Genomic DNA, 21,043 nt, shown 5'->3' on the forward strand with positions numbered 1-21,043 from the left:
GCATGGACGTTCCCGCTTCCCACGTTGTCGATGTCTGGCTGCCGGACCTCGCGCGGTTTGCGCCAGACCACCCGTTGCGAACCCTGCTGCGCAAAGCTGATCCACTCGCACACGGCGCGCGTGGCTACATGGATGGTCTTGCCGCGCGCTTCCATCTGCCGGGTGTCGCCATGCCGTCGGGTGCGCTCACGCGCGAATGGATGGCGGGCGACGCGGGAACGGCCTCGTGGCTATGCGCCGACCCAGCCTGGGTGCAGCCCGATCTGAACGGCGCGCGCCTGCTGGCCTGCGGCCAGATGCAGTTGTCCATGGACGACGCACAGGCATTCGCCGAGCCGCTGAAGCCGTTGTTCGATGAAGCCGGCATGGCGTTGATGGTATCGGCGCCCGATCACTGGCATGTGCGCCTGCCGGCGGGCGCAGCGGCACCGGACTTCGCGGCGCCCGAACAGGCCTTGGGCGAGGACCTGTACTACCACCTGCCACAAGGGCCGGAAGGGCGCCCGTGGCGCATCCTGCTCAACGAGGTGCAGGTGATGCTGCATCAGCATCCGCTCAATGCAGAACGGCGCCAGCGCGGCCTGCCGCCCGTCAATCACGTGTGGCTGTGGGGCGCCGGAACCTTGCCTGGCACCGTACGCACGCCTGTCACAGAGGTGGTCGGTGACGACACATTGCTGGCAGCGCTTGCCAGCCAGGCGAAGGTGCCACGCACATCGCGGACAGAGGTCGCGGTGGCCTCCGCCACGCCGGGGACGCTGATCGACCTGCAGGATCTGCCGGTGGAGGATATTGCCGCACGCTGGACGCCGAGCCTGCTCGCACTGGCAGGTCAGCAGCCGCTCCAGCTCAGCTTCGCCAGCGGTGAACGTTGGGTGCACAAGCCCTGGCATCGGCTGCGCTTCTGGCGCGGGAGCGGCCCGTGAAGCGGGTCAGCCTGCGTCGGCGTGAGGCCGTGGGCGTGCCCACGGGGTGGGGTGCAGACGTCCATCCTGTTGTGCAGCAGGTGTTCGCGGCGCGGGGCGTGCTCTCGCCGTCCGATGCGGAGTACCGCCTCGCACGCCTGTTGTCGCCACAACAGCTGGGCGGCGTCGATCGCGCGGTCGCGTTGTTGTCGGAGGCGATTCGCGACAACTGGTCCATCCTGATCGCCGGTGACTACGACTGCGACGGAGCCACCGGGACTGCCGTCGCCGTGCGTGGACTACGCATGCTCGGTGCGCGAAACGTGGATTACGTGGTGCCCAATCGCTTCGTGCATGGCTACGGCCTCAGCCCTGCGCTGGTGGAGTCGCTGGAGCCAACGCCACAGTTGATCGTCACCGTGGACAATGGTGTCGCGAGCATCGCCGGCGTCGCCGCCGCGCATGCGCGTGGCACGCGCGTCATCGTGACCGACCACCATCTGCCCGGCGAACAGTTGCCGGCCGCTGATGCGATGGTCAATCCCAATCTCGGCGGCGATACCTTTCCGAGCAAGGCGCTGGCCGGCGTGGGCGTGATGTTCTACCTGCTGTTGGCCCTGCGTGCCTCGCTGCGCGAGCAGGGTGTGTTTGCGGCGGGTAGTGAACCGGATCTCTCGGTGCTGCTCGACCTGGTGGCCGTGGGTACGGTCGCCGACCTGGTGCCGCTGGACTACAACAATCGCGTGCTGGTGGAAGCCGGCATGCGGCGCGTGCGCAGCGGTCGCGGCCATGCGGGCGTGATGGCGCTGGTGGAGGCAAGCCAGCGTAGTGCCGCCACCTTGTGTGCAAGCGACCTGGGCTACGCCATCGGGCCACGGCTGAACGCCGCCGGTCGACTCGAAGACATGCGCATCGGCGTCGAGTGCCTGCTGACCGACGATCCAATGCAGGCGCGCCGCTACGCCGAACTGCTCAGCTCGATCAACCAGGAGCGTCGTGAGCTGCAGGCCGCCATGGTGGCGGAGGCCGAAGTGATGGTATCGCGCGCAGCCGATATCGATGCGGTGGGCGTGGCCTTGTTCGAGCCGAGCTGGCACGCCGGTGTAGTGGGGCTGGTGGCGTCGAAGCTGAAGGAACGGTTGCATCGGCCGGTGATCGCCTTCGCGCCAGCCAGTGAGGATCAGCCGGAGGAATTGCGCGGCTCCGCGCGTTCCATTGCCGGGTTCCATATCCGCGATGCGCTGGTGATGATCGATGCACGCCATCCTGGCCTTATCGCGCGCTTCGGCGGTCACGCCATGGCGGCGGGCCTCAGCCTGAAGACGGAAGACTATCCGCGTTTTGCGGCGGCCTTTGACGCCATTGCGCGCGAATGGCTGGACGAGGACCACCTGCAGGCCGTGCAGAACACGGATGGCGAGCTGCCCCCGGGCGCCGCGACGCTGGAGCTGGCCCGCCAGCTGCGTGCCGCTGGGCCCTGGGGACAGGCTTTTCCCGAGCCGGTATTCGACAACCTGTTCGAATGCGCGAGCTGGCGCGTCATGGGTGAACGACACCTGCGCCTGAGCCTGCGTGATCCGCGCGATGGCTCCGTGCATGACGCGGTGATGTTCAATGGCTACGAAGGTGCGCCACCGCCCGTCATGCTGCGTGCTGCCTATGAGCTCGTCATCAACGACTGGCAAGGACGCGAGAGCGCGCGTTTGCTGCTGCGGTACATGGAGCCCGCCTAAACCCCGGCTCAAACCACCAGCTTCAGCAGCTGCGTAAGAATGACCTTGGCGGGAATGACCGACAGCCAGATGGGCGCGAAAGGCAGCAGCGTGGCCACGGCAAGCGACATGGCCGCGCGTGGGTCGAACAGCACCGGACGCATAGCGTAGACATTGGCCGTCACGCTGTACAGGTCGGTCGTCGAGGAGAAGTCGGGCTTCTCCAGTGATTCGCGGTCGACCAGACTATCGGGGCCCAGCCACTTGTCCTCGAACTGGGTACCGAGCCGGCTGGCCAGCGCGCCGTACTCGAAAACACCGCGCCGCCACGTCACCAACAATGAGCGACCGAACACCAGTGGTGGACTGATGAAGATGGCAACCACCACGATGGCCGTGGCGATCGGCACGGCAGGGTGGTCCATCGGATTGAGCCCCAGGTGAAAGACCTCGTTTGCAAACGTCCCTGCGGTGATGATGCCGATGGTCAAGGCCAGCGACGTGAACATCCGCGGCGAGAACGCGACGAACTGCAAACCGGCGGCCTTGTCAGGATGCGACGAGATCAGGTGAAGGTTCATGCGCGATACCTGGTGCAGAAAGCGCGTCCAAACGCCCACCCGCCATACCCAGCTCAGTAGCAGGCCAAGCAGCAGGGGAAGGCTGACGAGCATATGCCACCATCCGGCGAGCGACAGGTGTGTGGCGTCATCGGCGTGATGCCAGGCTGGAAACACGCCCGGATGAACCGTCAGGGCTATTGCCACGACGATGGCATAGACCAAGACGGTCATGCTCGCCGAGGGCCAGATGCCAATGCTGAGCCGCCGTGTCGATATCACGGCATCGTTGAAGCGCGCCTGCTCGGACGTGTCGATGATTCTGGAAACCAGGAAATGCCGGGCGGTAAGGTCCAGGCGAGGGAGGATGATGTATTCCGACAAGATGAGGATCGGTACCGCCAGCAGGTAGCGCGCATGCACCGCTATATCGGTGAGGAACGCATGCAGCAGCTCCCCATGTCCTGGGGCGAGCGCATGCAGCATGCTCAGCAACGCAAGAGGGAGCCACGCGACGGCGATGGCGATGATCACGCGCCGAAGGGCCTGGGCGCGATGCTCCGGTCTGATCAGGTGAAGACGCCGAAGCACGGCAACGTGCTTCGGTTCTTCGAAGATGCTGGAGGGGTCTTCGCTCATCCGATGCGCTCCGGCATCCGTGCGGCTAGGCTCAGAAGTGCCAGGTCAGGCTGAGGGCCGGTCCGCTGAGCTCCATGCTCTTCAGGAATTCGTTGCCACTGTTCTTCTTGTATTCCACATCCCGGTAGTTGAGGGCAATGTCACCCCAGTGGAAGCCATAGGCCACACCAACCATGAGCTGGTAGGTGTTGTCCGAGCCGCCCGCACCGACGTCGGCGTAGTAGGGGAAGAACCAATTGCTGCCCGCGAACGGAGCCCAGCGTCCGCGCACGCCGATCACGCCATCGGTGACATGGGTCTGGTTGTGGAGATGGCCGCTATCGTTGATGGCCAGGTTGCCGCGGTTGCCCGAGAGGCTGAAGTTCCAGTTGAGGTTGCCCTTGATCCACAGATAGCGCATGCCGACCACGAGGTCGATGTAGCCCTGCTGGCCATGGGCCAGGGAATAGAGCCCTGCCAGGGTCACCATGCCGCCTTTCATGTTCCAACGCGTGTCCAGATTCGCGTTGGCGCCGAATCGTTGGCTGCCGATGTTGGTGAAACGGCCCTTTTCGTCGGAAAACTTCACCCAGTCAACATCGCCATAGAAGCCCCAGTCCCCCTTGCGAACCGTGCCGTCGAGCATGAAGGCACCACTGAGGTAGCTGAAGATGTTGTTGTTGGACTTCTGCTCGACCGTGCCACCGTTGTCGGGCAATTGATAGCGCGTCTGGGCGCTGATGCCCGGCAACCACCCGTAGGGCTGGATGCTGCCATGCCAATCGCCATCCCAGTAGTCGGGCGTGTCGGCCTTGGCGGCAGGGATCGAAAGAAGGCCAAGGCAGACCATGGCGACGAGGGCGCGGGGAGATGCAAGGCGATGAAACGCGACGCGGGGCATGACTGTCATCCTTCTCTGTCGGCGAATGCCGATATCGTCCCGCGCCGCTGCTGACAGTTACAGCGAACTACTACCTACGCATCAATTAGTAAATCTACGTGGCTCCGGAGTCAGTCTTACGCCAGGTTGCCCGCTTAGGTATTTTTACCCGGTTTTGTTCCGCATAAATGCAGTGGTCAAGTCGTCTCCCTGCGTACCAAGCTGATGCGAGCGCAAGAGCTGCATCGGAGCGACACGATGAAGACGATGAAGTCCCTTGGAATCTGGCGGATCTTCCTGCTGTGTTCTTTATGCGTGCCCTTGGTGCTGACGGGGCCGGTGATCGCGCAGAGCCCGCAGAGCCCGCAAGGCTCCAGTAGCAGCGGGCAGAAGATCTACAACAACCAGCAGCTCGATCAGATGCTCGCGCCCGTGGCGCTGTATCCCGATGCGCTGCTGTCGCAAGTGTTGATGGCGTGCACTTATCCAAGCAATGTGGCGGACGCCGCCGCCTGGTCCGCAGCGCACCCGAAAGCGCAGGGCGATGACGCCGTGAAACAGGTCGCCAGCCAGCCGTGGGATCCGAGCGTCCAGTCACTGGTGGCCTTTCCGCAGGTGCTCGCGCAAATGAAACAACACCCCGACTGGGTGCAGAACATCGGTGACGCTTTCCTTGCGCAGTCGGACGACGTCATGGCATCCATCCAGCGTTTGCGCGCTCAGGCGCAGAAGGCCGGCAACCTGAAATCGACCGACCAGCAGAAGGTAGTGGTGCAGCAGGCGCCGGCCGCGGCCAGCGCACCCAGCACGACGGTGATCCAGATCGAGCCTGCCAATCCGCAGGTCGTCTACGTGCCCACGTACAACCCGACGGTGGTGTATGGCACCTGGGCCTATCCCACCTATCCGCCGACCTATTGGCCACCGCCGCCGGGCTACGCGTATCCCGTGGCGAGTGGGTTGGCGGCCGGACTCGCGTTCGGTGCGGGCGTGGCGATCGCCAACTCGCTGTGGGGTGGCTTCGACTGGGGCCACAACGACGTCAATATCAACGTCAATCGCTACAACAACATCAACGTCAACAATCGCATCACCGGCAACGGCAACGTGTCCTGGAACCACAATCCCGACAACCGACGGGGCACGCCCTATCGTGATCAGGCTAGCCGTCAGCGCTACGGTCAGGGCGTGGGCGGTGCCAATCAGCGCCAGGCCTTCCGCGGCAACGATGCCTCCATGAATGCCAATCGCCAGCGCGCCCTGCAGAGTTTCGACCGCTCCACCAACAACGGCTCGTCCATGGCGGCGAGGCGGTCGGCCGGCGAAACCGGCGCGGCGCTCCATCGCCCGTCAGGTGGCAGCCGGGCGGGTGGGCAAGGCATCGGTGGCGGCGAACGCGGAAATATCGGCGGCCAGACGCGTGGAAATCTGGGTGGCGAAACGCGTGGAGGGTCCTCGGGTCATCCATCCAGCGCGGGACCTCGCAACAACGCCTTCAGCGGCGTGCAGTCGCCGGGCTCGTCGCGGTCGCAGTTTGATCGCGGCTCGGCCAGCCAACGCTCGATGTCCCAGTTCCATGGCGCCGGTGCCAGTGCCGGCCGGCAGGTCTCCCGACCCGCACCCAGCCGGGGCGGTGGCGGATTCCATCGTCGTTGAGGAGACAGACCATGACTCGTTTTCCCAAGATCCGTGGACTTGCGATGGGCGTGGTGTTCTGGGCCGGCTGCGCCGTGTGCGGTGTCGCCCTTGCGCAGCAGGCGATGTATCCCACGGCTGACGATGCCGCCAATGCGTTCGTGCAGGCGGTGCGCAACCATGACCAGGCCGCGTTGGCCAAAGTGCTGGGCAGCAACTGGAAGGACTACATTCCCGTCGAGGGTATTCATCAGGAGGACGTGGATCTTTTCCTGAAGCGCTACGACGAAAGCCACCGTATCGATACGGCGGATGGCAAGGCCCATCTCGATGTGGGTTCGGAGAACTGGGTTCTCCCGCTGCCGCTGGTGCAGGGCAGTGGTGGCTGGCATTTCGACATGGCGGCGGCCCAGCAGGAGATACGCACGCGGGACATCGGGCAGAACGAACTGGCCGTGCAGCAGGCGCTGCTGGCTTACTACGATGCCCAGCGCGATTACGCCTCCGAAGACCGGGACGGTGACAAAGTGCTGCAGTACGCGCAGCGCCTTGTCAGTTCTCCCGGCAAACACGACGGCCTGTATTGGCCGGCGTCTGGTGATCAACAACAAAGCCCGCTCGGTCCGGCGTTCGCCTCGGTCGTGCCCGGGCAGGGCTATTACGGCTACCACTACAAGATCCTGACCACTCAAGGTGCGTCCGCACCCGGAGGTGCGTACAACTATGTGCAGGGTGGGCGCATGACCAACGGGTTTGCCCTCGTCGCGTGGCCGGTCCAGTACGGCGAAACCGGTGTAATGAGTTTCATGGTGAGCCACGACGGCCAGGTGTTCGAAAAAGATCTTGGCAAGAACGGTAGCAACACGGCGCAGGCGATGAAGGCGTTCGATCCGGATAGCAGCTGGAAACAGGTCGACGTATTACCTGCCAATTGATCTTGCGCGGATTGGGCTGGAATCCCCGACATGGCGCCTGTCTGGCGCCATGTTCTTTAGGTGCTTTTACCTAAGATAGTTCCGAGTATTTGCGCTGTCCGAGGGCGCGACGATTCGGCAAAGTTATCTCCGTCAGGCATGGCAGCGATAGCCGATGGATGGAGTTTTGATGAGGGCCTTTCTCGCGACGGGAGTGTGGTTTCTGCTCTGCGGCATGTCGCTGTTGAGCGCCGCTGGGCTTCGCGCGCAGGAGGCCGCCGAAAACCCACCGGCCGGCACGACGCCATCCCCGCTATCGCCCGATTCACCGCCTTCCTCATCCAGCGGCGAAAAGAAAACATCCTGGTGGAGCAACTTTAAGGATCCCAAGGATGGCGCGCTCGACATGTCGAGTTGGCTGCTGAAGCACAAGGGCGCCCTGTTCGTACCGATCATCATCACAGAGCCTGCCGTAGGCAATGGTGGCGGACTGGCGGCCGTGTTTTTTCACCAGCCGAAGCAGTCGGAAGAGTCGAAGGAAAGCGGCCGGCGCATTCCCCCGGATATCTACGGCATCGCGGCGTTCAAGACCGAGAACGGCACCTGGGGGTACGGCGTGGCCGGGTCGTTCCACTTCAAAGACGACACCTGGCGATATGTGGGGGCCGTCGGCAAGACCAATGTCAATCTGAATTACTACACGCAGGGCTTGCTGGGAGCGCCCAAGGAGATTGGCTACAACCTCAACGGGCTTTTTTCCTACCAGCAGGTATCACGTCGGTTGGGCGTGAGCGACCTGTTCGTATCGGCGCGCTGGCTTTACATGGACATTGATAGTCGCCTCAATATTCCCGGCGACAATCAATACTTCAAACCCAAGGAATTCGCGCAGCGCGCGTCGGGGCTTGGCTTGGGCCTGAGCTACGACTCACGCGACAACACGCTGACGCCGTCCAAGGGCTGGTTGTGGCGGGTTGAGGCAACCGAGTACGCGCCTGCATTTGGCAGCGACAATACATTCCAGGCTTACCGGGCCCACGCATACGGCTATTTCAGGTTGGGGCAGGACTGGGTGTTGGGCACGCGCGCCGATTATCGCGCGGTGCGAGGGGATGCGCCCTTCTATCAGCAACCTTCCATCGACCTGCGTGGCATTTCCTACGGACGGTATCAGGACCAGAACGTGGGCATGCTCGAAGCCGAGCTGCGCTGGAATGTCACGCCCCGCTGGGCACTGCTGGGTTTCGGTGGTGCGGGAAAGGCCTGGGGCCGCACGCTGAACTTTGGCGATGCCAGTACGCACACGGCCGAGGGCGTCGGTTTTCGCTACCTGATTGCCAAAGCGCTGGGGCTCTATGTAGGCGTTGACTGGGCCTGGAGCGAGAGTGACCACGCCTATTACATCCAGGTGGGAAGCGCCTGGCGGTAAGGCGACCGGATTCCATCGGAGGCCGGCCGCATCACCGATGTTCCACTGTCAGTTGACGGTGTATCCCTTGCCCTTCATGCAGGCGCCATAGGCCTGGGCGAGGTTAGCCGTGTTCTGGTTCTGCGCGGCCGCCGAGGCGGCGTTCTGTTCCCGGCGCTGTTCGCGCGCACGAACGCCACCAGCCACGACCCCCGCTGCGGCGCCGACTGCCGCGCCATGTCCGGCATTGTCGTTGGCAACGCCGCCGATCACGGCGCCCGCCGCCGCGCCACGCATCGCGCCACCTACGCGCTGGCCACCGCCAACGGCAGGCCCGGTCTGGGGTGGCGGAGTTGCCTGTGCGGGCGCGTTGGTTTGCGCCCATGACATGCAGGCGCTCTTGTCGGTTTGCTGCTGATTGGCGTCTTGTCCGTTGGCGGGATAGGCAACGGGCAACTGCTGTGCTGACGCGACGCCGGCCACGCACAGGAGCGAGAAACCGATGTTCCTCAAACGATAGGCTTTCATGGACATGCTCCCTTGGCAGTCTTGAAGGAAAGGGGCCGGGCGTGGCCGCAGCCCCTGTGGACATCAGCGGATGATGCCGTCCGACTTGAGCTTCGGAATGATCGTCTTGGCCAGATCCTGCGTGGCCTGCGGGATATTGCTCGTACCCACGCCTTCCGTGGTGACCGACCAGATCACCTTCTGGCTCTTAGCATCCCACACCGTGGTTTCAAGCGTGACCTGGTCGTACTGCGTCACGTCGGGTGTCGACGCCCACGCGCCGCCATACCAGCCATAGAAGCCACCCCAGGCGGGGCCGCTCGGTGTGACATTGAGCTTTTGCTCGACGCGCTGCACGCGCGTGGTGAGGATGACCTGGGCACCCGTGGACTTGATCACGTCGCCGAGCTTTTCCGAATTGGAACCGGCGGGAATCTGGGAATAGCTCTGCTCGGCCTGCACGCCGGCACCCTGCAATTGCTGCACGAACGTATCTTCAAACACATGGCGATAGGTGTCGCTCTTGGTGACGCCGAGGACAAGCACGTTGGACGCCGGCGGGCCGGGCCACGACGGATCCTTCCATTGATTGCTGACGCTGAAGGTCGAGCAGGCGGCGAGCAGCAAGGCTCCCAGCGGAGCGGCATAACGGAACAGGCTCATGGGATGTTTCTCCTTTGAATAAGGTGCGGGAAGAGCGGGATGCGAGAGGGAGCATGTTGGGTTACTGGGGAGCCGGCTTGTCCTCCGATGCCAAGTTCATGTCATGGAGACCGGTGGGAATAAGTCCCAGCCGTTCCGCCTCCCGAATGAGCGCCACGCCGCTGTGCACGCCCAGGAGATCGAGTAACGATTGCCGGTGGCTTTCCACCGTGCGCACGGAAATACCGAGGTCCGCAGCGATCTCGCTGGTGCGCTTGCCCTTGGCCATGGATTCGATCACTTCCCGCTGTCGCCGGGTGAGCCGATGCAACGATTCGGGGGCCTCGAGCAGCGACGCCATCAGTTGAGGGCTGATGAACTGATTGCCTGAGGCAACTTCAGCCATGGCATTGAACAGCTCAGTGCTTGGCGACTGTTTAAGAACATAGCCATTTGCCCCGGCCTGCATGGCCTCGCGCACGATCAGCGGCTCACTGTGGGTGGAGAGCACCACGACGGGAAGGTCGCTGCCTTGCTGGCGCAAACGGCGCAACGCCTGCAGGGCGCTGAAAGGCGGCATGGCGATGTCCGTGACGAGGATATCCACCTGACCGGCAACGGCGGCCTCCATCAGTGCGGCGCCGTCATGCACGAGCAGCACGGAGTGGGCTCGCTTGGCGAGCAGGCCAGCCAGCCCCTCAGCGACGCAGCGATGCTCGTCAGCCAGCAGGACGCGAAGCTTGCGGATGCTTTTGGACACGGTTCGTGCGTTCGCTTTCATGCGTCAGCGATGGCCGGCGAAAGGCTCCCCGAGCAGGGCGTCCTGGGCGCGGCAAAGGCGCGCCAACGCTCGCGAGGGTGTCCGGACGCGGGACGGGCGCATATCGGAATCATGGTCGGCAGGACCCCATCAGGTCAGGATCGTCCTGATGCAGCTTCGCTTGTCGATGCGTGCTTGGTAAGCGAACTTTCACTCAAATGGAGTCGGTAAATTTACTGAGATACTCCGGGTTTTCTTCGGTGCATTGGCGGCTTTTTCGACGACTGACATGCCCAAATACGCGGAATTTTTTAGCTGTATTCGATTCCGTAAGGCCTTTCCGAAGCCTTATCTGCGATTTGCCTACAAAGTGACTCGTAGAACTACGTAAATCGTCACGAAGTAATGACGGTTCTTATGGAGAAATGCGGATTGGCTTCGATTGTCCAGTGATGTTTATTCATAGGGCGGCGGCTGCTCATCGGCAGCAGGACGAAAGGATGCACGGAGCAGAGGGGTTTTTCAGCGGGAGAGCACCAGCCGGTGCGTGGTCCCAACACCTGTCGCGTGGCGTAGGCGTCGGCCTTGCCGCGCTGCTGGCGCAGTGGATTTCCATGGTGCTTTGGGATCACTCGCGTGATTCCCAGATTATCTGGCTGCCTGGGCCATTATTGCTTGCACTGCTGTTGTGCGAAGGCCACCGATACTGGTTGGCCTATGACGCCGGCTGGGCGGCCGGCATGCTGATTTTCGCGGTGATGTTCCGGCTGCCGATGGGCGGCATCTTTGTCGTGACGTTGGTCGTGCTCGGTCTCATCAACGCGGCGGCGTGGACATTGAGTCGTCTGAGCAGAGAGCAGTCGATCCACCACTTTTTTGGACTCCTTCTGTTTCTGGCCGTGGCGGTGACTGCCTTGCCCGCGGCAACGGGGGGCGTGCTTTCTCAGTTGGCGGCGGTGGTGAATCTGCCGAACTGGCTGTCGCGGGAATGGTGGCATGTGGCCCTGGCGGACTCGCTGGGTTATGTGCTGCTTACACCCGCTCTCCTGAGCGTGGTCAATCCCAGCGCATCGCTGCGTCGAGTTTTCCTGCCGGGCTGGCGGGTGTGGGTGGTGACGGCGGGCGCACTGGCGATGCTCTGGTTCGGTTGGCGCGAGCTTGGGGTCTTCGCCACCCTGAGGCCGCTGCTCCTGCTTGCGCCGGTGCCCCTCGCCATCTTCGTCGCCTTGCGCGCGCAGGTCACCGGGACTTGCGCGGTCAATCTGGTGGTCGGGTTGATGGCGATCCAGCTGAGCCTTGCCCAGGAAGGGCCGTTCGTCCAGACCGAGTCCACCCTTACCACCATTAGTGTGCAGCTATGGATGCTGGGCATATCCGTCGCGTCGCTGTACCTCGCTGCCCTGGTGGAACAGCGCCGCGCCACGCAGCAGGCACTGGTCGCCAGCAGCACGGAAGTGCGCGAACTGGCAGGGCGATTGATCGTAGCGCAGGAGCAGGAGCGCGCCCGCATCGCCCGTGACCTGCACGACGACATCAACCAGCGCCTGGCCGTGGCATCGATCCGTTTGAGCGCGCTACGTCGCAGGGTGGACGAGAACAACCGGCAGGACGTCAGCCAGCTTCAAAGTGAATTGATTGCCTTGTCCGAAGACGTGCGCCATCTCTCCCACGACCTGCATCCGAGCATGCTCACCCAGACCGGGCTCACGGCTGCACTCGCGGGCCTGTGCCAGAACGTCCGCCATCGGAATGGTCCCGCCATCGAGTTGCGTGTATCGCCGTACGCCAAAGACCTTCCCGAGGACGTGGCGCTTTGCGTGTATCGCGTGACGCAGGAGGCACTGGGCAACGCCATGCGCCATGCGGAGGCGGAGCGCATCGAGGTGGCGGTGCAGATTGCGCACAGACAGGTAGATCTCACCATCACGGACAACGGCAAGGGGTTTGTCACCGAGGGAGGTGGGCGTCGTGGCCTTGGCCTGGTGAGTATCGACGAGCGCACAAAGCTGCTGGGTGGCAGCTATCGACTGCAATCAACTCTTGGAAAAGGAACCGAGTTATGCATACGAATACCGCTAGGAGCCCACGGGCCAGCCTGAAACCCCGGCTCGTCATCGCCGACGACCATCGCATGGTGGCCGAAGGCGTGCAGCATATTCTCGATGAAGATTTCGAACTTCTGGAGATCGTTGCCGATGGTGAGGCGTTGATCGATGCCGTGCAGCGCTTGCAGCCCGACATCGTGGTCGCGGACATCAACATGCCGCGTTGCAATGGAATGGACGCGCTCAAGCGCCTGCGGCAGGCGGGTGTGGAAACGCGCTTCGTGTTCCTGACCATGCACATGGAGCCGGCGCTGGCCGTGGCAGCGCTTCGCGCCGGTGCGCGCGGCTACATTCTCAAGAACTCGGCCGGCGAGGATCTGCGTAACGCCGCGCAGCAGGTCATGTCAGGGGGGACCTATGTAACGCCCGCGCTTGGCGCACGTTACATCAGCGGCCAGATGACGGACATGCGCAACCTGACGTCCAAGCAGCTGCAGGTGTTGCGTCTGGTGGGTTCGGGGTTGCGTTCCAAGCAGATCGCCCTGCAGCTCGGGCTGTCGGTACGCACGGTGGAGGCGCACAAGTACACCATGATGCAGGTGCTCGGCGTGCACTCGACGCTGGAATTGGTGCGTCGCGCGGAAGATCTCGGTCTGCTTTTCTGAGCTGGCGGAGGCGATGGGGCAGGCCGTGGCCCCTGGCGGTATTTTTACCTAGCGGCGATTGAGTTCTCTTTCGGTGGCGGAAATTCTCGTGTTGGCCGATCCTGCATCCAATGCCAAAGACTGCCCTGGAAACCCGTGTGAATCGAGCCACTGTCGTGCTGGCAGAGGACCATCCTCCGATCGCCGAGCAACTTCGGGAGCTGCTCGGCGAAGCGTTCGACGTGCTCGCCGTCGTGGCCCACGGAGAGGCCTTGGTCAAGGCTGCGCGTCGCTTGCGGCCGGATGCCATCGTGACCGACATCAGCATGCCGGGCATGGACGGCATGCAGGCTGCGCGGGAGCTGTTGTGGGACAGGCCGGGGTTGCCGGTGGTTTTCATCACCGTGCACGACGACGCCACGCTGGCACGCGCTGCTCTGTCCATTGGCAAGGGTTATGTGCTGAAGGCATCGGCGGGCGATGAGCTGATCGATGCCGTGCGGCTTGTCCTGCAGGGTGGCCAATTCCTGTCACCCGCATTGGGCCGCTTCGAAACCTTGATGGACGGCCGGTCGGCATCGGGCGACAGCCACTAGCCTTCGGTCGGCGCGTACACCTGAAGTGCACGGTCGAGTGGCTGGCGCATCGTGGAAAATCCTTCCCACGGGGAGCCACGCAGGCGTGATAGCCGGCGCATGGCCGATGGGAGATCAAACGCCCCGCCACTCGCACATCGGCCGAGTTCTTGCCAGCGCAGTGGCATGGCGACCGGTGCGCCGCTACGTGCGCGCAGTGACCAGGAAGCGACGCTGGTGGCGCCACGCGTATTGCGCAGATAGTCGACAAAAATCCGGCCTTTCCGTTCGGCCAGGACGGAGGTCGCCGTGAATGCAGTGGGCTGCCGATCCGACAGGTGGTGGGCAAATGCACTGCTGAAACGTTTGGCGTCTTCCCATCGGCACGATGCGTGAAGGGGCACAAGTACATGCAATCCTTTCCCGCCGGTGGTACGCACGAAACTCTTGAGCGCGACCTTGGCTAGCCGGTCGCGAACCAGCCGCGCCGCCTCGATCACGTCCTGCCATGGCACGCCGTCGCCCGGGTCGAGATCGAAAACAAGATAGTCCGGTTCTTCAAGTGAGCCCGCCCGCGCCGCCCAGGGATGGAACTCCAGCGCGCCATACTGGACCAGCTCGATGATGGCGGCTGCATCCGTCGGACACAGGTAGTCATCCCGTTCACCGCTTTCCTCGCGCAAGCTGACATGGCCCGTATGGTGCAGGCCCCGCATCGGGTGCTTCTGGAAAAACCCGGGTTTGGCGATGCCCTCAGGAAAGCGATACACCGACGTAGGACGGCCCTTCACCCCAGGGAGAAAGCACGACATCACGCTCTGGTAGTAATGGGCGACGTCCTGCTTGGTGAGGCCGCAATCGGGAAATACGATGCGCTCGGGATGGGTCAACATCACGGTTGACGGCGGTGGTGTCGTCATGGCCGCTGCTCTCCTCTCCCCGCGTGTGGCTTCATTCCACGTGCGCGCTGATAAGCGCGATCAATTGTTCGGGCGTTGCGGGTGGAACCTTGTGGCGCAGGGGCGCCATCTCGCGCTCGGTTTCACGTATCTGCATTTCGCCCACGGGGTGTCTACGCAACTGGCCGCGCAGGAGCTCGTTCTCTCTCTCCAGCAGTCGATAGAGCCGGAGCAGGTCGTCAAACGCTTCGTGCAGCCGGGAATGTGACTCTCGCATGCCGTCCGTCATCGGTTGGGCTCCTTGACGTTGGGGCTACGAAGCTGACGTGGCGGCGGTTAACGACAAGTGACGCGACGATGTCATCGGCGGCAGGCGTTCATGTGGGGATGCCCTGTCATTCATGGACGGCCATCGTCCGTGTATCTGTCGTGAAACAGTCGGCGGGTTCTCCCTAGACCGATGGTCGTAGTCGCTTTCCTACGCGTTGAAAGGCGTGGGACCGATAGGAGTATTGGTGTAACAACGGCATGCTCTTCTGCAGACAACGGACAGATCGCTGCGTGAGAGGCGTAAGCGATCCGCTGGTGGCAGGACACCTTTCCCCTCAGGGTTGAATCATGGTCACCTATTCGCTCAAGCAGTGTGCAGACGGGTCGTGGAGCGTGTGTCGACTTGGCTTTTCGCTTTTCAGTGATCTGCGGCTAGGCGCCGCCATCAAGCTGGCCAGGGAAGTGGCGCGCGATGAACATCTTCGTTCCGGCCGCTCGGTATGCGTGGAGATGCCCGGCGTGGAAAACGCCATCCGGCTGGCGCAATACGCTCGCCCGGCCAAGGCACTGGAGCGGGCCGCGTAAGTACCTGTGACCGGGGCGTAGGGGCGCCCCGGCCCGCCAGGCATGTTGCATGGCCGCTTGTGTGTCGGGGCGGCGCTGGGCAAAGTCGGGGGATACTTCCGTCCGGGGCCGTCCATGCGCCAGCTGCTTCGCCTGACTTCGATCACCTGCCTCGCCCTTGCCGCGCTCCCGCTGCAGGCGACGACCCTACTGGTCAACGCCCGCATCCACACGATGGACCCGGCCCGTCCCGAGGCCTCCGCGCTGGCGTGGAAAGAGGACGGACGCCTGCTCGCCGTTGGCGATACCGCGGACCTGAAAAAACAGTACCCCGATGCAAACGTCGAGGATGCCAAGGGGGCGACGGTCATCCCTGGCCTGATCGATGCGCACGGCCACATGCTCGGTCTGGGCATGACGCATATCCAGGTGAACCTGATGGGCAGCGCCTCGCGCGCCGAGGTGGTTTCCCGACTGAAGGCCGCGGAGGCGAAATTTCCAAAGGGGACCTGGCTGGTCGGTTATGGCTGGGACCAGAACCGATGGACGGACAAGCAGTTTCCCGGAGCGGCCGATCTCGATGCCGCATTCCCCGATCGCCCGGTGTACCTCGATCGCGTGGATGGCCATGCGGCATGGGTGAACACAGCGGCGATGAAGCAGGCCACGAAGGCGCTCGATGGCGACTGGCAGCCTGAGGGCGGTCGCATCGTGCGTGCTGGCAAGAAGGCAACCGGCGTCCTGATCGATGGTGCGAAGGCGCTGGTCGAGAAGTCCATTCCGCCGCTGACCCACGAGCAGACGCGCGATGCGTACAAGGCGGCCTTCGCCGACGCCGTCGCCGCAGGCTTGACCGGCGTACACGATCCGGGCGTGAGCCTGGAAGATTTCAAGGTGCTGCAGGAGCTGGCCGCTGCCGGCGAGATTCCGCTGCGGCTCTATGAGATGGCCAACGGCAATCACGAAGCGCTTGAGTGGCTGTGTGGACAGGGCGGTCATTGGGCCGATGCCAGTGGCCGGCTGCAGATGCGCACCGTCAAGCTCTACATGGACGGCGCACTGGGCAGCCGGGGCGCTGCCCTGCTCGCGGATTACAGCGACGATCACGGCAACCGCGGCATCTTCGTGACCTCGCCGGAGGCCTATCGCACGGCCGTGGAAAAGGCCTACCGCTGCCACGTGCAGGTCGCCACGCATGCCATCGGTGATCGTGGCAATCGCCAGGTGCTCGACACCTACCAAGCCGTGTTGGGTGATCATGCGGACAGCAATCATCGCTGGCGCGTGGAGCACGCGCAGATCGTCGCGCTGGATGACATTCCGCGCTTCGCCTCGCTGCATCTGATTGCCTCGATGCAGCCGACCCATGCCACCTCGGACATGCCATGGGCAGAGCAGCGCCTAGGCCCCGAACGGCTGAAAGGTGCCTACGCGTGGCAGCGCTTCATCCAGGACAAGGTGCCGCTGGCGTTCGGTTCGGATTTCCCGGTAGAGCAGGTGAACCCGATGCTGGGTCTTTACGCTGCGGTGACCCGGCAGGATCTCAACGGCCAGCCGCCGGGCGGTTGGCTGCCGGACCAGCGAGTGAGTCGCATCCAGGCGTTGGCGGGATTCACCCGTGGCGCCGCGTATGCGTCTTTCATGGAAGATCAGGTCGGTGCACTGAAGCCGGGCATGCGCGCGGACTTCGTGGTGCTCAGCGCGGACCTGATGACGGTACCGTCACGGCAGATCGCCGATCTCAAGCCGCTCAGCACCTGGGTGGATGGCAAGGCGGTTTATCGTGCGGAAAAAACAAACGCCACACCCTGAGGTGTGGCGTTTGCCGGGGACGGTGGTGCCGGTGTTGCTCAGGCCGCCTTGCGGGCGACGTCACCGATCGAGGCGTGGGCCGACTTGATCGACGCGACCTTGTTGTCTTCGCTGAGGTTCACGCCTTCAGCGCGGACGAACTCGATGTCGGTGATGCCCAGGAAGCTGAAGACAGCGCGCAGGTACGGCTCCTGGAAGTCCATCGGCTGGGCCGGGCCCTGGCTGTACACGCCGCCACGCGACGACACGATGATCAGGCGCTTGCCGCCGGCCAGACCCTCAGGGCCGTTGGCGGTGTAGCGGAACGACTTGCCGGCGACGGCCACGCGGTCGATCCACGCCTTCAGCTGGCTGGGAATCGAGAAGTTGTACATCGGGGCACCGATCACGATCACGTCGGCGGCCAGGAACTCGTCGATCATCTGGCTACCCTGCACGGCGACCGGGTCGCTGGCATCAGCCACCGGGGTCCAGTGGGGAAGGGGGTTGGCGGCCAGATCGTGGTAGATCACTTCCGTACCAGGGTTGTTGGCGGTCAGTTCGGCTACGATGGCAGCAGTCAGACCGCGCGAAACGGAGTGGCTACCCAGGGCGCTTGCGTCGAGATGCAGCAGTTTCATGGTATTTCCTCAGTTGACGGGCCGGGTCGACCGGCGACGTGACTAAGGTATTCTTCGAACAATCGGCTGATAAGCCGGGTAAAATCGAACGTATTGTTCAGATAAGGAAACAACGATGACCGTGCTGGATGGCGCCCTGCAGGATCTCAACGATCTGTACTTCTTCGCCGCAGTCGTCGAACACGGGGGCTTTTCGTCCGCTGGCCGTGCCTTGGGTATCCCCAAGTCCCGCCTGAGCAAGCGCATCGCTCAACTGGAGGAGCGCCTGGGCGTGCGCCTCCTGCAGCGAACCACGCGCCGGTTTGTCGTCACCGAGGTCGGCGAGCGTTTTTATGGCCATTGCCGCGCCGTACTGGAAGAGGCGCGGGCGGCGCAGGAGGCCGTGGAAGAAGTGCGTTCCGAGCCGCGCGGCGTGGTGCGCGTGAGTTGTCCGATTTCCATCGTGCAATCGGTCGTGAGTTTCGTCCTTCCGGAGTTTCTTGCTCTGCATCCGAAGATGCAGGTGCGCCTGCAAGCCACCAATCGCCGTGTCGATGTGATCGGTGAGGGGTTCGACGTGGCGATCCGCGTGCGCAGCAAGCTCGATACGGATGCCACCCTGGTGGTGCGCACCTTCGGACAATCGCGCGTGCTGCCGGTAGCCAGCCCGGAGCTGCTCAAGCGCCTGGGGCATCCCAAGGAGCCGGCCGACCTGGCCAGTCTGCCCGCGCTCACCATGGATGAGCACGAAGGTGCACATAGCTGGGAGCTCTATGACGCGCAAGGCGAGCGGGCGCTGGTCGATATCCAGCCGCGCCTGGTTTGCGGCGATTTCGCGACGTTGCTGGAAAGCTGCAAGCGCGGTATCGGCGTGACGTTGCTGCCGGAGTTCGTATGCGGCCCGGCCGTGTCGCGTGGCGAACTGGAAGTCGTGCTGCCCGACTGGAGCGTGCCCCAGGGCACCATGCACTTCGTCTATCCCAGCCGGCGCGGCCTGTTGCCGGGGGTGCGAGCCTTCGTGGATTTCCTCGCGGAGAAACTGCCCGACGCGGTGCGCGAGAACCACGCCCAGTGCGGCAAATATCTCTGACGCCGGCCCGCCATGCGGGGCGTGCTAGGATCGCCGTTTAGCCTTCCAGACATCCGGACCATGCAGATCGAAACCAAGCTTCCGAAAGTCGGCACCACCATCTTCAGCGTCATGAGCCAGCTGGCGATGGAGCACAAAGCGGTCAACCTGGGGCAGGGCTTCCCGGATTTCGAACCGCCGCAGCCGCTGCGCGACGCCATCACGCGCGCCATGTCCGAAGGTCGCAACCAGTACGCGCCGGGCATTGGCCTGCAGCCCCTGCGTGAGCAGATCGCGCTGAAGACGGAGCGCATGTACGGCCACAAGTTGAGCGCCGATACCGAAGTGACGGTGACGTCAGGCGCCACCGAAGCCTTGTTCGCCGCCATCGCTGCCGTGGTGCGCGCTGGCGACGAAGTCATCGTGTTCGACCCGGCGTATGACAGCTACGAGCCGGCCATCGAGTTACAGGGCGCGCGCGCCGTGCACATTCCGCTGGTGGCGCCCACCTTTGCCGTCGACTGGCAGCGCGTGCGCGACGCGGTCACGCCGAAGACCCGGATGATCCTCATCAATAGCCCGCACAACCCGACCGGCGCGGTGCTGTCCGCCGCTGACCTGGATGAGCTGGCAGCCATCGTTCGCGACACCGAGATCGTGGTGCTATCGGACGAGGTGTACGAACACATCGTGTATGACGGCGAGCAGCACCAGAGCGTGCTCCGCCACGCGGAGCTGGCGGCGCGGAGCTTTGTGGTGTCTTCGTTCGGCAAGACCTACCACTGCACCGGCTGGAAGCTCGGCTATGCCGTGGCGCCCAAGGCGCTCAGCGCCGAATTCCGCAAGGTGCACCAATACCTGACGTTCTGTACATTCCATCCTGCGCAGGTGGCGTTTGCCGAGTTCATGGCGAGCACGCCGGAGCACTACCTGGAATTGCCCGCCTTCTACCAGGCCAAGCGCGATCGTTTCCGCGAGCTGATCAAGCCCTCGCGCTTCAAGTTGCTCGACGTGCCCGGCGGCTACTTCCAGTTGGTCGACTACTCCGCCATCAGCAACAAGGACGACGTGGCGTTCTGCGAGTGGATGGTGAAGGAGGGAGGTGTGGCCGCGATTCCGCTCACTCCGTTCTACGAGAAGGCGCCGGGCACGCATCTGCTGCGCCTGTGTTTCGCCAAGAGCGATGCCACCATGGAAGCCGCCGCGGAGCGTCTATGCAAGCTTTGAGGATCAGCCTGGTCCAGGGCGCCACGCGCTGGCACGATGCGCCCGCCAATCGCGCGTACTACGGCGAGCTGGTGCGTCGCGTGGCAGGGCAGACCGATCTGGTCGTGCTGCCGGAAACCTTTCTTTCCGGCTTCAGCAATGACACGCGTGCCAGCGCGGAGACCATGGATGGTGAAGGCGTGGCCTGGATGCGCGCGTTGGCGCAGGAAGTCGGTGCCGTGCTGTGCGGCAGCCTGGCGATCCGCGAAGGCGACACGGTCTACAACCGTTTGATCTGGGCGCGCCCGGACGGCAGCTTTGCGCAGTACGACAAGCGCCATCTGTTCCGCATGGCGGGCGAGCACACGCGCTACGGCGGCGGCAACGAGCGCCTCATCGTCGAGCTCAAGGGTTGGCGCATCCTGCCGCAGGTCTGCTACGACCTGCGTTTCCCAGTGTGGCTGCGCAACGGTCGTCGCGAGGAAGCCACGGGCGGCATGGACTACGACCTCGCCCTATTCGTAGCCAATTGGCCCGCACCGCGCCGGCAGCCATGGCGCACGCTGTTGCGTGCGCGTGCCATCGAGAACCTGAGCTATGTCGTGGGCCTCAACCGCGTGGGCGTGGATGGCAACGACCTGCCTTATGCCGGCGACAGCGCGGTGCTTGATCCCGTGGGTGAACCGCTGGTGGAGTTGGGCCCCCAGGAACAGGTGGTGACGGTGACCATTGACCCCGCGCCGCTGCTTGCGCATCGCGAGCGCTTCCCCGCATGGATGGATGCGGATCGTTTCTCGATCGACCTGGGTTGATCCTATT

The 21,043-nt window shown here is 63.6% G+C and carries 21 protein-coding genes; 13 read left to right on the top strand and 8 right to left on the bottom strand.

Annotated features, from left to right (window positions below; genetic code table 11):
- Positions 1-2 precede the first annotated feature (2 nt).
- Together HY57_RS11525 and recJ are read left to right on the top strand one after the other, a co-directional pair.
- Positions 3-926, top strand: a complete 924-nt coding sequence (locus HY57_RS11525) for a hypothetical protein (RefSeq protein WP_019464912.1) — start codon at positions 3-5, stop codon at positions 924-926.
- The gene (gene recJ, locus HY57_RS11530) at positions 923-2,638 is read left to right on the top strand and encodes a single-stranded-DNA-specific exonuclease RecJ (protein ID WP_019464913.1); all 1,716 of its coding nucleotides are present in this window, start codon (positions 923-925) and stop codon (positions 2,636-2,638) included. The genes HY57_RS11525 and recJ overlap by 4 nt, the downstream gene beginning before the upstream one ends.
- A gap of 8 nt (positions 2,639-2,646) precedes the next feature.
- Here the strand turns inward: recJ and HY57_RS11535 are convergent, their stop codons facing one another.
- On the bottom strand, positions 2,647-3,816 hold the full coding sequence (locus HY57_RS11535) for a hypothetical protein (RefSeq protein ID WP_019464914.1): 1,170 nt from the start codon (positions 3,814-3,816) through the stop codon (positions 2,647-2,649).
- Between the two features lie 31 nt (positions 3,817-3,847).
- Complete coding sequence (locus HY57_RS11540; RefSeq protein WP_019464915.1) at positions 3,848-4,696, bottom strand: hypothetical protein; 849 nt, start codon at positions 4,694-4,696, stop codon at positions 3,848-3,850.
- Between the two features lie 246 nt (positions 4,697-4,942).
- On the opposite strand from HY57_RS11540, the gene HY57_RS11545 reads away from it, so the two are divergent.
- The 3 genes from HY57_RS11545 (at position 4,943) to HY57_RS11555 (ending at position 8,653) form a co-directional block, all read left to right on the top strand.
- Entirely contained in the window at positions 4,943-6,331 is a 1,389-nt protein-coding gene (locus HY57_RS11545; protein ID WP_026033865.1) for a DUF3300 domain-containing protein, read from the top strand.
- An 11-nt stretch (positions 6,332-6,342) separates the two neighbouring features.
- On the top strand, positions 6,343-7,245 hold the full coding sequence (locus HY57_RS11550) for a DUF2950 domain-containing protein (protein ID WP_019464917.1): 903 nt from the start codon (positions 6,343-6,345) through the stop codon (positions 7,243-7,245).
- Between the two features lie 169 nt (positions 7,246-7,414).
- A complete protein-coding gene (locus HY57_RS11555) occupies positions 7,415-8,653 on the top strand; it encodes a BamA/TamA family outer membrane protein (protein ID WP_081500623.1) in 1,239 nt (412 codons plus the stop codon).
- A 48-nt stretch (positions 8,654-8,701) separates the two neighbouring features.
- On the opposite strand, the gene HY57_RS11560 is transcribed toward HY57_RS11555, so the two are convergent.
- From HY57_RS11560 to HY57_RS11570, 3 genes are all read right to left on the bottom strand, one after another.
- On the bottom strand, positions 8,702-9,160 hold the full coding sequence (locus HY57_RS11560; RefSeq protein WP_019464919.1) for a glycine zipper domain-containing protein: 459 nt from the start codon (positions 9,158-9,160) through the stop codon (positions 8,702-8,704).
- Between the two features lie 63 nt (positions 9,161-9,223).
- Positions 9,224-9,802, bottom strand: coding sequence for a DUF4136 domain-containing protein (locus HY57_RS11565; RefSeq protein ID WP_019464920.1), 579 nt, complete (start codon positions 9,800-9,802; stop codon positions 9,224-9,226).
- A 61-nt stretch (positions 9,803-9,863) separates the two neighbouring features.
- Entirely contained in the window at positions 9,864-10,562 is a 699-nt protein-coding gene (locus tag HY57_RS11570) for a response regulator (RefSeq protein WP_081500624.1), read from the bottom strand.
- A gap of 479 nt (positions 10,563-11,041) precedes the next feature.
- Between HY57_RS11570 and HY57_RS11575 the strand changes: the two genes are divergently transcribed.
- From HY57_RS11575 to HY57_RS11585, 3 genes are all read left to right on the top strand, one after another.
- Positions 11,042-12,640 carry a sensor histidine kinase gene (locus HY57_RS11575; RefSeq protein ID WP_100218185.1) on the top strand — a complete coding sequence of 533 codons (1,599 nt, stop codon included), beginning with the start codon at positions 11,042-11,044 and terminating at the stop codon, positions 12,638-12,640.
- Entirely contained in the window at positions 12,601-13,251 is a 651-nt protein-coding gene (locus HY57_RS11580; RefSeq protein ID WP_050997893.1) for a response regulator, read from the top strand. The genes HY57_RS11575 and HY57_RS11580 overlap by 40 nt, the downstream gene beginning before the upstream one ends.
- A gap of 137 nt (positions 13,252-13,388) precedes the next feature.
- The gene (locus HY57_RS11585; protein WP_157786183.1) at positions 13,389-13,826 is read left to right on the top strand and encodes a response regulator; all 438 of its coding nucleotides are present in this window, start codon (positions 13,389-13,391) and stop codon (positions 13,824-13,826) included.
- Here the strand turns inward: HY57_RS11585 and ligD are convergent.
- Both ligD and HY57_RS11595 read right to left on the bottom strand, forming a co-directional pair.
- Positions 13,823-14,725, bottom strand: a complete 903-nt coding sequence (gene ligD, locus HY57_RS11590) for a non-homologous end-joining DNA ligase (RefSeq protein ID WP_100218183.1) — start codon at positions 14,723-14,725, stop codon at positions 13,823-13,825. The genes HY57_RS11585 and ligD overlap by 4 nt on opposite strands.
- A gap of 31 nt (positions 14,726-14,756) precedes the next feature.
- Positions 14,757-14,993 (bottom strand): hypothetical protein, encoded by a 237-nt coding sequence (locus HY57_RS11595; RefSeq protein ID WP_019464926.1) that lies wholly within the window; start codon positions 14,991-14,993, stop codon positions 14,757-14,759.
- 329 nt (positions 14,994-15,322) lie between these two features.
- On the opposite strand from HY57_RS11595, the gene HY57_RS11600 reads away from it, so the two are divergent.
- The gene (locus HY57_RS11600; RefSeq protein ID WP_019464927.1) at positions 15,323-15,559 is read left to right on the top strand and encodes a hypothetical protein; all 237 of its coding nucleotides are present in this window, start codon (positions 15,323-15,325) and stop codon (positions 15,557-15,559) included.
- Positions 15,560-15,673: 114 nt separating this feature from the next.
- Positions 15,674-17,350: an amidohydrolase gene (locus HY57_RS11605; RefSeq protein ID WP_019464928.1), complete on the top strand. Its 1,677-nt coding sequence runs from the start codon at positions 15,674-15,676 to the stop codon at positions 17,348-17,350.
- A gap of 38 nt (positions 17,351-17,388) precedes the next feature.
- Here HY57_RS11605 and HY57_RS11610 read toward each other — a convergent pair whose 3' ends face one another.
- Positions 17,389-17,970 carry an FMN-dependent NADH-azoreductase gene (locus HY57_RS11610; RefSeq protein WP_019464929.1) on the bottom strand — a complete coding sequence of 194 codons (582 nt, stop codon included), beginning with the start codon at positions 17,968-17,970 and terminating at the stop codon, positions 17,389-17,391.
- A gap of 115 nt (positions 17,971-18,085) precedes the next feature.
- Between HY57_RS11610 and HY57_RS11615 the strand changes: the two genes are divergently transcribed.
- From HY57_RS11615 to HY57_RS11625, 3 genes are read left to right on the top strand one after another with little or no spacing between them, the layout of a single operon-like run.
- Positions 18,086-19,039, top strand: coding sequence for a LysR substrate-binding domain-containing protein (locus HY57_RS11615; protein ID WP_019464930.1), 954 nt, complete (start codon positions 18,086-18,088; stop codon positions 19,037-19,039).
- Positions 19,040-19,099: 60 nt separating this feature from the next.
- Positions 19,100-20,245 carry a pyridoxal phosphate-dependent aminotransferase gene (locus tag HY57_RS11620; RefSeq protein WP_019464931.1) on the top strand — a complete coding sequence of 382 codons (1,146 nt, stop codon included), beginning with the start codon at positions 19,100-19,102 and terminating at the stop codon, positions 20,243-20,245.
- Positions 20,233-21,036 (top strand): amidohydrolase, encoded by an 804-nt coding sequence (locus HY57_RS11625; protein WP_019464932.1) that lies wholly within the window; start codon positions 20,233-20,235, stop codon positions 21,034-21,036. The genes HY57_RS11620 and HY57_RS11625 overlap by 13 nt, the downstream gene beginning before the upstream one ends.
- The last annotated feature ends 7 nt before the right edge of the window (positions 21,037-21,043 follow it).

The sequence above is a fragment of the Dyella japonica A8 genome, assembly GCF_000725385.1.
GTDB classification, from domain to species: domain Bacteria; phylum Pseudomonadota; class Gammaproteobacteria; order Xanthomonadales; family Rhodanobacteraceae; genus Dyella; species Dyella japonica_C.